8 protein-coding genes and 1 pseudogene are annotated in these 14,739 nt (G+C 46.4%); 1 reads left to right on the forward strand and 8 read right to left on the reverse strand.

Annotated elements, in window-relative coordinates:
* Positions 1-1,437: 1,437 nt before the first annotated feature.
* Positions 1,438-2,466, reverse strand: a complete 1,029-nt coding sequence (locus ACLUWI_RS07510) for an AI-2E family transporter (RefSeq protein ID WP_412146800.1) — start codon at positions 2,464-2,466, stop codon at positions 1,438-1,440.
* 121 nt (positions 2,467-2,587) lie between these two features.
* On the opposite strand from ACLUWI_RS07510, the gene ACLUWI_RS07515 reads away from it, so the two are divergent.
* Positions 2,588-3,769 carry a class I SAM-dependent methyltransferase gene (locus ACLUWI_RS07515; RefSeq protein ID WP_412146801.1) on the forward strand — a complete coding sequence of 394 codons (1,182 nt, stop codon included), beginning with the start codon at positions 2,588-2,590 and terminating at the stop codon, positions 3,767-3,769.
* Between the two features lie 101 nt (positions 3,770-3,870).
* Here the strand turns inward: ACLUWI_RS07515 and ACLUWI_RS07520 are convergent, their stop codons facing one another.
* The 7 genes and pseudogenes from ACLUWI_RS07520 to ACLUWI_RS07550 all read right to left on the reverse strand — a co-directional run.
* Positions 3,871-4,419: an RBBP9/YdeN family alpha/beta hydrolase gene (locus ACLUWI_RS07520; protein ID WP_412146802.1), complete on the reverse strand. Its 549-nt coding sequence runs from the start codon at positions 4,417-4,419 to the stop codon at positions 3,871-3,873.
* A 1,159-nt stretch (positions 4,420-5,578) separates the two neighbouring features.
* Complete coding sequence (locus ACLUWI_RS07525; protein WP_052133604.1) at positions 5,579-5,956, reverse strand: AzlD domain-containing protein; 378 nt, start codon at positions 5,954-5,956, stop codon at positions 5,579-5,581.
* A gap of 2 nt (positions 5,957-5,958) precedes the next feature.
* Entirely contained in the window at positions 5,959-6,891 is a 933-nt protein-coding gene (locus ACLUWI_RS07530; protein WP_033934865.1) for an AzlC family ABC transporter permease, read from the reverse strand.
* Between the two features lie 388 nt (positions 6,892-7,279).
* The gene (locus tag ACLUWI_RS07535; protein WP_412146803.1) at positions 7,280-8,458 is read right to left on the reverse strand and encodes a sensor histidine kinase; all 1,179 of its coding nucleotides are present in this window, start codon (positions 8,456-8,458) and stop codon (positions 7,280-7,282) included.
* Between the two features lie 109 nt (positions 8,459-8,567).
* Complete coding sequence (locus ACLUWI_RS07540; protein ID WP_006499325.1) at positions 8,568-9,257, reverse strand: response regulator transcription factor; 690 nt, start codon at positions 9,255-9,257, stop codon at positions 8,568-8,570.
* 347 nt (positions 9,258-9,604) lie between these two features.
* Positions 9,605-13,900, reverse strand: a complete 4,296-nt coding sequence (locus ACLUWI_RS07545) for a SpaA isopeptide-forming pilin-related protein (protein WP_412146804.1) — start codon at positions 13,898-13,900, stop codon at positions 9,605-9,607.
* Positions 13,901-14,390: 490 nt separating this feature from the next.
* A pseudogene (locus ACLUWI_RS07550) lies at positions 14,391-14,739 on the reverse strand (N-6 DNA methylase); the annotation flags it as partial.

Raw genomic sequence — 14,739 nt, forward strand, 5'->3', positions numbered from 1 at the left:
CAAAAATGCTTAATCACGCAACCGGGTCCTTGACCTGCAGTAGCAGTAGGGCGTTCAATTGAAGAGCCATGTTGTTAAGTTGTTCGAATAATTGCTTTTTCATGATCCATGGCTCCTTTCTTTTGCCGTAGTAAATATTTGATGTTTCTTAGTCTACGAGCCGATCATTAGAAAGTCAATATGTTTTTTAATTTATTTTTAACTTTGTCTTAATCAACAATTTGAAGCAGTCGTTTTTGACAATCAGTGACAATCAGCAGCTTATCGACCGAGCGTGACTGAAACAGCAGCCGCGGTGTTGACCAACACATTGCTTGACGAATTGAACCCAGGACAAACTCTTAATTCAGATTACCACGCTCTTGATAATCTGAGACGTGGCGCGTACCTATTTTGGTGCTGAGCTAAGCAGACTAACTCAGTAAAACTTTACTGACTTGAGGTTCACACATCGGCTGCTTAATCGTTGGCCATTTAGCATTGTGTAACTCCACCATTTCCAGATCACCGACCAGACAACATCGTAAAGCAATTATTTGCGTTCCGCTTGCCTCATTGCCATAGCAACATTAGCAGTTTGACCATTCGTCTCGCAAATTCAATGCACTGTTGTTACGCCAGCGGTAAACATCAGCAGTTTGGCCATTTACTCTATCATCAAACTTGACCACTCATTCATGATTTACCTACTATTTTGCGTTTTCATAGCAATAGTAGGTAACGCATAACCAGTCTTGGTATTTTTACCTACTATTGCCGTCTTTTTTGCTAATAGTAGGTAATTTTGTATATTCTAATTAATTGGTCTCAACCAGTTACCTACTATATTGAAATTTATCGATAAAAGTAGGTAAGACACACCCGGATTGTCTCTGAAAACAGTTTTATACAACGAATTTTACCTACTATACAGCGCTTTTTCGACAAAAGTAGGTAATGATATTTTTGTCATATGTTTTATACAGGAATCTTTGCATATTTCATCCGCTAAACATTTTTAACAAGCAGCCCAAACGTCAAATCGACAATCAAGAGTAGTTTCCCAATAATAATGCCCTGGATTGCTTTGTTACGACGGCGACAGCGACCATGATGGCAGAGCTCAAATCCCCTGAATCGTTTCGTTACAACGTCGACCGATAACGATTAAACAATCGCAGTATCAATTAATTGCGGCTGTGCTAATCAATCACAAGTCATCGTTGAACGATCCGTTATTTTCACATAGTTCAAGTCTGAGCCCTTGCTTGATGGCTGCTTTTACAACCTCTCCGCTCATCTTTACGTCAGCACAGATTCTTGCCGTTGTCTCCTTGATGTGAACATGTCTAAATTCTCCAATCATCCCCATAATCGACTATTCAAAACGCTCAAACTGGATTCACCTGTTGGATAATTAAAGACCAGTACTGATTTAATCAATACTGGTCTTTAAAGCTATTCACTTTGTTTTTTGTCGCCAATCGACTTTACGCCCATAATATCAAGCAGGAAAGTAAAGATCGGCACGCCGACGATCAAGCCCCAGGTCCCAAACAGCTTTTCACTGACCATCAGCACTACGAACGTATAAAAGATCGGCAGTTCCGTGCGACTGGACATAAACTTGGGATTCAAGACGTACGACTCTAACGCATGAATTGCAATAATCATAATGATGATGTAGATCACATCACGAATGCCGCCAACCGAGTAGCCAACCATGCTCAGCGGAATCAGAGAAATGATCACCCCAGCAACCGGCACTAGACTGAAAACAAAGACCATCAAAGCCAACGCCAGAATCTGCGGCATATGCATAAACATCAGACAGATCGTCGTCAGCGCCGTATTGCAGAGTGCGATGAAGAACTGGGCCTCTAAAACCACGCCGAACGTATTGACGAACTTTTTGCCAAAAAAGTAGATATCCTCAAACAGCCAGCTGAACAGATCACTAGTCAAAAACAATCGGCTGAACGAATACATCTGCTTGAGCTCAATCGTATAAAAGAAACTCAGAATAAATGACATAAAGAACGTCACTGCCATCTTCGTCAAACTGGTCAAAGTCGAAAAGGCCAGGTTGATGCCATGCTTGACCTGGGCCGTTACGGTTTTGGCACTAATGTAATGATTGAGCTGTTTGATCAGCCAAGAACCGTCCTGCGACTGATAGAATTTCAAGACTGAATTAACCATCTTGATAATCTGCGTAATCAGCAACGGCAGGTATTTGGTCACCGCAAAATAAACCGCCGCGATCAAAACGGCATAAGTTACCAAGACTACCAGCAACGAGGGCAGTTTGGGAAGCCAGCGCTGCACGAAGCGAACCCAATGCACTACAATGTATGTAAAGATAAACGTCAGCAGGATCGCGCTCAGCATTCCCCGCACCAAATAGAGCACCCAGATCAACAGTGCCAACACCGCAAACCGCCTTAATGGTACGTTATCGATGAATCGATGCCATGCATTGACCATCCAATCCCTCCTATTTTTAGACAATTTAGCCTAAGTATAGCATGTCATGACTCAAATTCCGCCTAATTTTACTGCGAGGTGTATAATAACGTGCATATGGATTGGAAAGAAGGAAATTTTCATGTTGGAAAAGACGTTTTATAAAGTCCTGCTGAGTCGCTCGTTTACCATCCCCGTTAAAATCATTTTCTGGGATGGCTCCTCAGTCGTCTACGGCAATGGCGAGCCGCAAGCAACGATCCGGTTCAACGAGAAGATTCCAGTACGCGACCTGACCAAAAACGCTTCAATCGCTTTAGGCGAGGCCTTCATGGATAAGAAAATTGAAATTGACGGCAGCATTCAAAAAGTCATTGAAGCGGCCTACGAAAGCAAGGACAGCTTTATGCGCAGCAGCAAGTTCCGCCGAATACTGCCCAAACAGAGTCATGGTGAAAAGGAAAGCGCCAGTGACGTCCAGAGCCATTATGACGTCGGCAACGATTTTTACAAGCTATGGCTGGACGACACGCTGACCTATTCATGCGCTTACTTTACCAACGGCAACCGTGACGATCTGACGGCCGCGCAAATTGCTAAGGTCCACCACATCATCAATAAGCTGCATCCCCAACCAGGCAAGACACTGCTTGACATTGGCTGCGGCTGGGGCACCTTGATGCTGACGGCCGCGCGTGAATACGGGCTGAAGGTTACCGGCGTTACGCTGAGTAAAGAACAGTATCGTCTGGTCCAAAATAAGATTGAAGAAGAACATCTGCAGGACGTCGCCGAGGTCTTATTAATGGACTATCGTGAACTGGGCGATCGGCAATGGGACTACATCGTTTCCGTGGGGATGTTCGAACACGTCGGCAAGGAAAATCTGGGCCTGTACTTTAAAGACGTTGCCCGCTATCTGACTAACGATGGCGTAGCGCTGATTCACGGCATCACTCGGCAGCAAGGCGGGGCCTACAACGGCTGGATCAATAAGTATATCTTCCCTGGCGGCTATGTACCAGGGCTGCAGGAAATGGTTGGTCATATCGTTGAAAACAACTTGCAGATCGCTGATATCGAGATGCTGCGGCGTCACTATCAGCGTACCCTGGAAATCTGGGACATGAACTTTAATGCACACCGCGCCCATATTCAAGATATGATGGGCGAACGGTTCACGCGCATGTGGGATCTGTACCTGCAGGCGTGCGCGGCCTCGTTTGAATCCGGCAACATCGATGTTATGCAGTTTTTGATTACTAAAGGCGCGTCTGGCAAGCACCTGCCAATGACCCGCGACTACATGAGCAATCAGCGATAAATAAAAAGATCCGTCACGTTTTCAGTATGGCGGATCTTTTTATTTTGAAGATAAAGCTGGCGATAAATCTAATATCAATGCTAGTCGTAATGACCACCAAGTCAGGCAACGCTGGCAACGCGTTTTAGCTCCGTCAATGCTAGCGGAAATTCCGTAAAGCCATCGCTGGTTAAGAAATGCCCGCCATCAAGACGTACGATCAATTTGGCCCCCAGTCGATTGGCCATGGCAACCCCAAATTGGTAAGGCGCGATTGGATCGTTTTGCGCTGTGATCACGGTCGCACGGCTGATTTTGGGCCGCACTTGGCGATAGTCGACCCCGCCCTGCATGAATTCATCTAAACCCGCGTAGTCTGGCAGCGGCTGATCAAACGCCCCTACCAAAAGCAGGCCCACGTTCTTAACGTTATGCCGCGCCAGCCAGCGTACTGCCGTTATGCAGCCCAGACTATGCGCTACCAGCGTAATGCCATCTTCGGCTTTGATTTGATCGTCAACCGCTTGATTCCACGCTGCCGGTTGCGGGGCAAACGGATCGGGCAGCCAGAGTCGATCCAGCTCAATTTCCGGTCGTGCCGCTTTTTCCAGCCATGGGAACCAGTCATCATCGCGGGTGGAGGTCCCATGAATCAAATATGCTTTTTTCATTAAATTGCCCCTCTCGTTTTATCAATACTTGGCTTAATTATAAGATGAATCGCCCCAGCTGACTTAACACAAAATGAAAAAGCGCCATTTTCAAACCCAACCAAGCGATAACATGACTACTCGGCTGGAAGTTAACGGATTGATTACAGGATGGCGAATTGACTGGTGCAGACATTTTAACCGCCACCAATGAAAAATCGTCAGCAGTCCCAGCGTCAGGCAACCGCCTATCTCTGCCTGCAGTCGAACACCTACCGATGGAACCCTACCAACAGCCAATCTGCCGCAGATGTAAAGCTCGTAGTACCCGCTTTGCCCAAAATAGTACATAAGCGGGTGGCGCAACCGTTCAAAATTGACTTCCTCCCTGTAAATTCAGCTGACTGGTTGTCATAAAAGTCGTTGCCAAACCTCATTAGACCGAATTATACAAAAAATCATGCATAATGACATATGACGAAAATCTCATTACCTACTTTTTTCGAAAAAGCGATGTATAGTAGGTAAAAATCAATGTATATCGAGTTAGGGTATCCTAACATTACCTACTATTTGGAAAAAATCTCCAAATAGTAGGTAATTCACAAAGTCGGTCTGGCCCAATCAACCCATAATTATGCAACTTTACCTACTATTTGAAGAAAAATCATCTTAAGTAGGTAAAGTTAAGCTGGCCGAATATACAATTACCTACTTTCGGCCTCAAATCAGCCAATAGTAGGTAATTTGGCCCCCTCAGACTCCACATCCCTATTTTTCTTCACAAAGACGGAGCCAAATCAGCTTTTCAAACCGTCCCATCACCGGAACTTAACCGAAACCGCTACTCATGACCGAATCAACGGCGGGGCTAGACAATTTTATGATGCCAATACTTAGCTGAAATCCACCCGCTCGCACCATTAACGACTGGCCAGACCCAGAACTTAAAAATCAACGACAAAACCAAATCGCAGGAACAACTGCCGCTTCGGACATGACAATTTGGCAAAAAAGTAAGATGCACTACAACAACTTAACAGTGAAGCCCCAGTGAAATTTAAAAAGCGCCATTTTCAGCCGGCGCGGACAGTTCCGACGCAAGGCCGCCCATGATGATTGGCCTCAGAACCCGACCATCATACACTTGAAAATGACGCTTCAATTATTCGCAAATATTTTAAATCACCAAAGAAATCAGCCAGACCGCGGCCAGCCCACCGATTACCGAAACGGCCATGGATCGTGTAAAGTAGGCCACGATCATTACGATAACGGCTGCCAGGATCTGACTGACATGGCCAAATGGCACAAAGGCGTAGGTCTTGCTCATAAAGATCGACTTAACGACCAATGCCGTAAACAGACTGACCGGCACGTACTTCATCCATTCGTTAAACCAGAGCGGAATCTTTCGATTGGTAAAGAAACGCATTGGGAAGTAGCGCGGGATAAATGCCGCGAAGGCCGCAATCACGATGACGATCAAATGATAGGTCAGGTTGTGATGACTGGGCACCAATGATAGTACCGGCATACCAGTTAATAAATCACTCATGTCTATTTATCTCCACTCGATTTCTTGCTCTCCTGCTTGACCGCTGCCGAATCACTGGCTGCTTCATCGGTTTTGGCATCATTTTGCAGTTTTTCTTGCAACTCGGCTTTCAGCTCGGCCTCGACCTCAGCTTCTCGGTCCTTTTCTTGGCGGTCGCTGATCGTATCACGCGATGAAGCCGGTCGGAACAGTTTGCGCATGATCCAGGCATCATCAGGATGATCAGAACGTTGGCGAACCGTATTTTCGATCATGAAACCAATAAACGAAGCAATCAAAGTCGCGATGATGATTCCCAGCGTGCTCTTGGTCAGACTCAAGAAGATGACTGCCAGTACCGCGGAAACCAGACTGATCAACAATGACAGGTGATTACGCACTTGCATCACGATCATGTATAAGAACAGCGCCGTCAAGGCAAAGTCAACGATTTCCAGATCGATGTGCACGGCACTACCGATCAGACCGCCGACCATATTACCCCCTGCCCATGATAAAAGCGAGTAATGCTCAACCATTAAGGCGTCTTTTGGCGTCCAGTTTTTGTCGGTCGCGAATTTCAGATAGTTGACGGCATAGTTTTCATCGTTCATCGAAACAGAAAACAGCCAGACGAAGCGCTGCGACTCGTTTTGCATATATTTGGAAAGACTTGATCCCAGCAATGCATAGCGAAGTTCCAAGAAAAACAGCGTCATAAAGATTGAGGAGATGGGTGCATCAAGCATCAACAGTGAAGCCAAGATGAATTGAGCCCCACCGGAGAAAACCATCACCGAAACAAGAAACGTCAGCAGGAAGTTCATCCCCGCGGCGTGTAACAAAATCCCACAGGCAACGCCAATTGGCACGTAACTCAGGCAAAGCGGCATTGAAACGCCCAAGACCTGCAGCCATCTGGCACCTTCTGGATTGATTTGCTGTGCTTTAGCCAAAAAGTATATCCCCCAGCATTTAATTTAATTGTTTTTCATCTTTTATCTCGTATTCCTTTGAACACGATGCAATTCCAGTCTAACATATTTAAATTTTAAAGAATACCAGAATAGCCCGATTTAGTTCGGTTTTTGCTGATCGTTAAGCAAGGGCAAACTGCCAGCACGAACTGCTCATGTGCAGCGTTATCATGATCAGCCCATGCATACAATATTGCCGACTCAAAAAATGCAGCACCGGCAGCCCGATCCTGCATTGATTTATGGCACCAAATTCGCTGGGCGCCAGTCAGTTAATTTCAGCTGGCTGGCGCCTTGGCCGATCTTAGCTGACTCAGCTATCAATAATCACTCAACTGCCGGCATTTTACAGCCAGTAGTCACAATGCTATTCGGCTGGCTGCGCTTTGGCAGAGTCCCCATTGACCGCTGCTTCTGATGGCGCGGTTTGACTGGCTGGCAGCACCACGGTAAAGGCGGTTTCCTTTTCATCAGAGGCTACCGAGACCTGACCATGGTGCCGGTCCACGACACCCTTGACAATTGCCAGGCCCAGCCCAGTCCCGCCAGTCGCTTTAGAGCGCGATGACTCAACACGGTAGAACCGGTCAAAGACGTGCTTCAGCGACTTTTGCGGAATCGGTTCCCCGTTGTTGGCAACCTTCACGATGATCATGTCATGGTAGCGCGTGGCCGAAAGTTTGATCCAGGTGGCCCCATGACCATACTTCAAGGCGTTTGCCACCAGATTGCTGAAGACCCGGCCCAGTTTTTCCGGATCAGCTTCAATCATTAACGGTTTAGGATCAACATGCGTGGAAATCTCAATTCCCTTTTTTTTGGCTTCCAGCTCAAAACTGGCACTGACCTGTTCCAGCAGTGGATCCAGATCAACCTTTATTAGGTTAAGGGGGGCACCATGCTGCTGCACCTTGGTAAATTCAAACAGATCATCGACCATTCCCTTCATCTGCACGGCTTTTTCGTAGGCGATGTGGGTATATTGCAAGATGTCCTGCTCGTTATGATACTGTTTGTTTTCGATTAAACCCAGGTAGCCAATGATGCTGGTCAGCGGCGTGCGCAGGTCGTGGCTGACGTTGGTGATCAGCTCATCTTTGGACTTTTCTACTTGCCGCTCATCGTCCATTGACTGAACGACGCTGTCAACCAAAGTATTGACGCTGGTGATGACGTCTTGCAGCGAACCATTGAGCTTAAAGGGAATGCGGTGATCCAGATGTCCCTGCGCGATGTAATGCAGTTCTCTGATAATGTGGTCCATTTGATACTGCCGGTAGCGCCGCATCAAGCGCCACCAGACGACCCAGACATCGATTATCAGCATGATGCTGATCACGATGCGCTGATAGCTCCAGATACGAATCTCCATCGGGCCAAACGCCAAGGATTGTTTAATGATGAAGATCCCGCTGTTGACGCCGGGATTATGCCGCACGATCCATTGCAGAATCACGACGATGGCCAGATTGATCATCGCTAGCAAAATCACCGTTGAGACGCCCTCAAAAAACAGCGAGCTCTTTTCACGCGTAGTTAACTTCAAACTTTACCCCCTAACCGCCCACGTAAATACCGCGAGCCTGCCGACCAAACATGATAAAAGGCCCAATGCCCATTTATCTGAGCGCCGGACCTCATCTAACAAATCAAAACTAGTGGCTTTCAACCTTGTAGCCAACGCCCCACACCGTTTCGATGACCTTTTCGCCACCGGTAGCGGCTTCGATCTTATCGCGCAGGTGGCTGACGTGAACCATGACCGTCTTAGCCGAAACCACGGACTCCTGTTGCCAAACTCGTTCAAAAATATCATCCGCACTGAAAACACGGTTAGGATGACTGGCCAGCAGGTACAAAATTCCAAATTCCAGCGCCGTCAGCTGAATCGTATCACCCTTGAGCGTCTTGACCTCGTGGGAATCCTTGTTAATCACCAACGGGCCAACGTTCAAGACATCCGGCTCATCGTTGGTCAGATCGCCTTTACTCCGCCGCAGCAGGGACTTGACACGGGCCATGACCTCCAGGGGATTGAAAGGCTTGGTGACATAATCATCGGCCCCCGTGATCAAGCCTTGAATCTTGTCCATGTCCGTTGTCTTGGCCGAAACCACCAAAATTGGAATTGATGAATCCTTGCGCACCTGCTTGATAACTTCCATCCCGTCCATTTCTGGCATCATGATGTCTAGGATTACCAGGCTAATATCTGGGTTGGTGTTTAATTTGGTTAGGGCCTCTTTGCCGTTGTAGGCCGTGATTGGCTCATAGCCTTCATTGCGGACATAGATTTCTAATAATTGAACGATGTCTTTATCGTCATCAACAATCAAAATTTTCATAAGCCGTGCTCCTCATTTTTTCGTAATTTAGCTTCTTTTATTATAACGAGCCTAAAAAAAAAAAGCTCGCATCAGGCGCGGGCTTTAGAAATGTTTAAATTACAGTCGTTCCAGCGCGTGGTACTTTAAAATATCATCATCGCTCAACAAGGTGTTTTGCCTTTTAGTAAAGGAATCTTATTCATGCTTTCTTCTTTATAGTCTGTAATTTATTTTTCGATGCAATTTGAGCTTATTTTGCGCCGAAAGCAGAATCGAGACCCTGCAAAATAAAAAACGCGACCCTCATTTGAGAGCCGCGCCTGCTTTGAACGTCAATCAATTGCTTGATCGATCCGTCTCAGCGATTATTTTTTCTTCTTATCTAGATACAGCTTGATTGCTACCCCAGCCACAATCACAACCCCAAGCAGAATCCAGAGCAGTGATTTGGCTTGACCAGTCTGTGGCAGCAAACCGGAAACAAATGACTTCTTAGCCGAGCTGGAGGATGCCGCGGGCGCGCTTGGCGTCGTTGGTACCGCGCTGGCAGAAGTTGAGGTGGTGGAAGAACTTTCAACACCTGATATTTCCGTACCGCTAGAAGAACTTGATTCCGCTGGTGTTACCGGTGCGCTGGATGAATCAGATGAACTCGAGGAAGTCTCGGAACTTGATGATTCTGAGCTGACCGGCAATGACGAGCTGGAACTGATCGATGAGCTTGAGTTTTCACTGGAAGAACTGGAACCAGTCGATGAACTTGAGCTTTCACTGGATGAACTCGAGCTGATCGAAGAACTGGAACTCATTGAGCTAGAGGTGCTGGAACCAGTCGATGAACTTGAGCTTTCACTGGATGAACTCGAGCTGATCGACGAACTTGAACTCATTGAACTGGATGAGCTGGAACTAATCGACGAACTTGAGCTTTCACTGGATGAACTCGAGCTGGTCTTGGCATTATCCTCAAAGACAACGGTATCATTGGCTGCTGAAGTGGTGCCATCAGCCTTGATCGTAATCGTCTTGGTTTGCGCCAATAGTTCAACAGTATCGGTAAATCCATCCCCTGGCGTCGTTAATTCCGTAATCGTGTACTTGCCGCTCTTCAACTCAGCTGGCAGTGTGATCTTACCATCCTTATCCGTGGTAAAGGTCTTGCCGTCAACCTGTGAATCCGGCCCCGTGATCTTGAACTGCACGCCCTTGACGCCAATCGTCGTACCCTTAACGTACTTTTGAATCAGGAACGTACCAGTCTTTTCGGAGCTAGAACTTGAGCTACTGGATGACGAGCTTGATGAACTAGAACTTGGTTTGCTTGACGACGAGCTTGATGAACTAGAACTTGGCTTGCTGGACGACGAGCTCGATGAACTAGAACTTGGCTTGCTGGACGACGAGCTCGATGAACTAGAACTTGGCTTGCTCGATGATGAGCTCGATGAACTAGAACTTGGTTTGCTTGACGACGAGCTTGATGAACTAGAACTTGGCTTGCTTGATGAACTAGAACTTGGCTTGCTGGATGACGAGCTCGATGAACTAGAACTTGAACTGCTTGACGATGAGCTTGATGAACTAGAGCTCGTTGCTGCCTTGTCCTCAAATACCAGCGTGTCGTTGCTTTGATCCGTCTTGCCATCCTTGCCAATCGTAATTGAAGCCGTCTGCTCTTTCAGCTCAACCTCACCGGTAAAGCCCTTGCCAGCTGTCGTCAATTCAGTAACTTTGTAGGTACCCGATTTCAGCTCAGCTGGCAGTGTGATCTTGCCATCCTTATCCGTGGTAAAGGTCTTGCCGTCAACCTGTGAATCCGGCCCCGTAATCTTGAACTGCACGCCCTTGACGCCAGTCGTCGTATCCTTGATGTACTTTTGAATCGTAAACGTACCAGTCTTATCTTGCTTCAATTCATCACTAAAGGAAACTTTAGCCGTGGCTGTCTTGTCAGCTGCAACCGTGACTGTTTGCGTCTTGTCATCAGCTGATGGGGCTTCAACCGCGGGACTGGCACCGTCAACGCTTGATTCCGTGATCGTGTATTCACCTGGGGTCAGGCCTTGCAGCGAAATCTTGCCGTTTTCATCAGTCTTAACGGTCTTGGAGTAATCGTTCGGTCCGGTGATCGTAAATTCAACCCCGGCAACCGGCGTGTTATCGGATCCCTTAACCGTCTTAATGATTTCCAGGTTGCCAGTCGTCAATTCGTCACTGAAGGTCGCTGTCGCAGTCTGATCTGACTCAACCTTAATCGTCTGTGTCTTGTCAACAGCTGATGGCGCTTCAACCTTTGGACTAGCCTTGGAAACATCTGATTCGGTAACTTTGTACTCGCCCGGCGCCAACTTCTCGAGTGAAATCTCACCATTTTTATCGGTCGTAACCGTCTTGGAGTAGTCGTTTGGCCCCGTGATCGTAAATTCAACCCCGGCAATCGGCTTAGCGGTATCGGCCTTGCCATCCGCGTCCTTGGCGTACTTAATAATCTTTAAGCTGCCTTTAGTCAATTCATCACTGAAGGAAACTTTAGCCGTGGCTGTCTTGTCAGCTGCAACCGTGACTGTTTGCGTCTTGTCACCAGCTGATGGGGCTTCAACCGCGGGACTGGCACCATCAACGCTTGATTCCGTGACCGTGTATTCGCCTGGAGTCAGGCCTTTTAGCGAAATCTTGCCGTTTTCATCAGTCTTAACGGTCTTGGAGTAATCGTTCGGTCCGGTGATCGTAAATTCAACCCCGGCAACCGGCGTGTTATCGGATTCCTTAACCGTCTTAGTAATTTCCAGGTTGCCAGTCGTCAATTCGTCACTGAAGGTTGCCGTTTCGACATCCGTAGAGTTCTTAACGGTTACCGTTTGTGTCGTGCCGTCAGTTGGCAATTCAACCTTAGGATTTGACTTGCTGGTGCTGGTTTCTTCAACCGTATACTCACCAGGCGCCAAATCAGTCAGCGCGATCTTGCCTTCCTCATCAGTCGTGGCTGTCTTCGAGTATCCCTTGGGCCCGGTAATCGTAAATTCAACGCCTTTGATTGGCTTGGATGTATCCACATTACCATCCGCGTCATTGGCATATTTTACGACTTCCAGGTTACCCTTAGTCAGCTTATCGCTAAAGGTTGCCGTGACCGTCTTAGTTTTGTCAGCTTCAACCGTAACTGTCTGGGTCTTATCAGCAGCATCGGGAGCCTCAACTTTTGGTTCCGCGTCGGTTACATCTGATTCGGTGATCGTGTACTTGCCTGGCGTTAAGCCTGACAAAGAAATCTCACCGTTCTCATCAGTCTTAGCCGTCTTGGAATAGTCGTTCGGCCCCGTGATCGTAAATTCAACGTCTTTAATTGGCTGCGAGTCATCGGCCTTGCCATCCGCGTCCTTAGCATACTTAACGATTTTAAGCGTGCCTTCATCCTCAACCTTGAACGCTGACTTGGCACTGACGGTCTTCTCGCCAAATGCCGCCCCGATCATTGATTGATAGGTGTCTTTATCAGCAGTTGGTCGGTAAACGTTCATATTCTTGAGATAAACGATCTTGGCTGACGCGGTAATCGAATCATCAGTACTTGGCCGCGTATCACTGACCAGCTGGAACTCCTCGCCTGACTTAACGGTGGTTTCACCAGTCGTGGTAGTCACGCCATCTGGCAGGTTCAGCGTGTAGGTCCCTTGATAATCCGCTAACGACGAGCCATCCTTAACCGCCAGCTTTAGTTTGCCGGAATACCACTTGCCATCATGATAAGTAAAGGTTGGGTCTCCATCAATACTGAGATCGTCTTCGGCTGGCGCAGCATTGGGAACCGTGACCGTTGCTGATTGGTCCAGCAATTGTTGCCCAAAGCTGTCGATTGAAACACTGCCGTCGTTGTTCTTGATACCATATTCATCCATCAGCTTCCAAACCGCGGCCTGAGTTTGTGAACTGGCTTGGCCGGACGTCAGATAGACCGAATCTGGATACATACTTGGATAAGCACTTAAAGCATCGTTGCCATAGTTGACTAAAACAAAAGCGGCTTTATAAAAGGGCATGCTTTGAATCTCTTGTCGCGTCAAACCAGAACTGGTCGTGCCAGTAGCACCTAGCTTATAAACCGCCTCAAAGAAATCTTTCAACGTTTCCTTATTATAGTTGCTAAAAGTAAACGTTGCATCACCAAGAACGTCATGAAAGTCTTGACGCAAAACATCCGGCACTTTCAACAATTCGTTATACTCGGTTTCCGTCAATGCCTTTGGTGCATCACCAACCGTGTACATGCCTAACCCGTTATGTGAATACCCCATGTACAAAATGGCCTTGAGTCGATTCCAAAACTCATCCTGCTTGCTTTGAAACTTCTCATAAGCAGCTGTCGAATCAAAGTCATCAGCAGTCAGACCAGCCGTCACCTGGGCATAGCTGGTTCCCGTGGACGGCCAATGCATCTTGTTATTCATGCAAAACAAGAAAATCTGTTCCGAGTCAATGTCGGTGTATCGCGTACCGCTTTTATCATCGTACTCAATCTTAGCAGTCGTGTCGTCAGCATGAGCGGTTATTGCCCCAGCAAACAATGATGCAAAAGACCCAGAAAAAATCGTCACCATTGTTACAAAAACAATTATCGCTCTTTGTATCAGACGCCCCGCTTTCAACTTAAATAATTGATCCATACTCTTACGCTCCTCATCTCCCACAAACAGTTTATAAATGCAATTGGTAATCCTTTTATCGCTATTAATATATTAAAAAATAGACCAAGAATTACTTACACTAATATAGCAAAACTTGTTTATCATCGCATTTGTTTTTTGCCATTTAGATAAAATTACGAATTTAAATTAGGTAAAGCTTTTTACTCAACTACGAAATTAATGAATCCACAGCCAAGTACTGAAATTACTTAAGTTTGCTCACTCGTCAACCAATTTACGGAACCGATTTCATACGTGTGTCAAGTGATAAACGAGCAAACGGTTGTCCTATTTTTGAACGCTGGTAATCAAAAAACGCCACTCAATTTGAGCAGCGTTTCGTTTGAAATGTTTTCTGAATTGATAACGATATTGTTGCTACAAAAAATCCCCTTAAAGGCACTCTGATTATTTCAAGTGTTGCCTTTAGGGGGATTGTAATTGGAAGTCGCTTCAGCTAAATTGTTCCTTATTTTAACAAGTCATAGATTGCATGCTCCGACCTATGTTTCTGCTTTCGATACTGCTCTAAAACATCGATAAGTCTGTCAAAATGCTGATTCCAAAAGTCATAGTTTTCATCATATGCTTTTAGATTTTGGACATCATGATAGTTCTTCTTGGCAAAAGTACTGGGCTTATCTGTCTGATTAGCAAATTTTGAATAGTCATTATGGTAAAGAATATACAGAATTTCTATCTCTGGCCGCGTATATATATTAGTAATTGATGATACTTTCTTCTCATAAGCTTTCGGAAGTTTAAAGTTTTCGGCACGTGAATCCAAAACTCGGTATATATCAATCTTAGACTGTAAT

The sequence above is a fragment of the Limosilactobacillus mucosae genome, from assembly GCF_046939755.1.
Classification (GTDB): domain Bacteria; phylum Bacillota; class Bacilli; order Lactobacillales; family Lactobacillaceae; genus Limosilactobacillus; species Limosilactobacillus mucosae_A.

Bases quoted from the DNA above. Each gene is read 5' to 3' on its own strand.
- ACLUWI_RS07510 (WP_412146800.1), bottom strand. From the start codon at position 2,466: ATGGTCAATGCATGGCATCGATTCATCGATAACGTACCATTAAGGCGG.
- ACLUWI_RS07525 (WP_052133604.1), bottom strand. From the start codon at position 5,956: ATGAGTGATTTATTAACTGGTATGCCGGTACTATCATTGGTGCCCAGT.
- ACLUWI_RS07515 (WP_412146801.1), top strand. From the start codon at position 2,588: ATGTTGGAAAAGACGTTTTATAAAGTCCTGCTGAGTCGCTCGTTTACC.
- ACLUWI_RS07545 (WP_412146804.1), bottom strand. From the start codon at position 13,900: ATGGATCAATTATTTAAGTTGAAAGCGGGGCGTCTGATACAAAGAGCG.
- ACLUWI_RS07540 (WP_006499325.1), bottom strand. From the start codon at position 9,257: ATGAAAATTTTGATTGTTGATGACGATAAAGACATCGTTCAATTATTA.
- ACLUWI_RS07520 (WP_412146802.1), bottom strand. From the start codon at position 4,419: ATGAAAAAAGCATATTTGATTCATGGGACCTCCACCCGCGATGATGAC.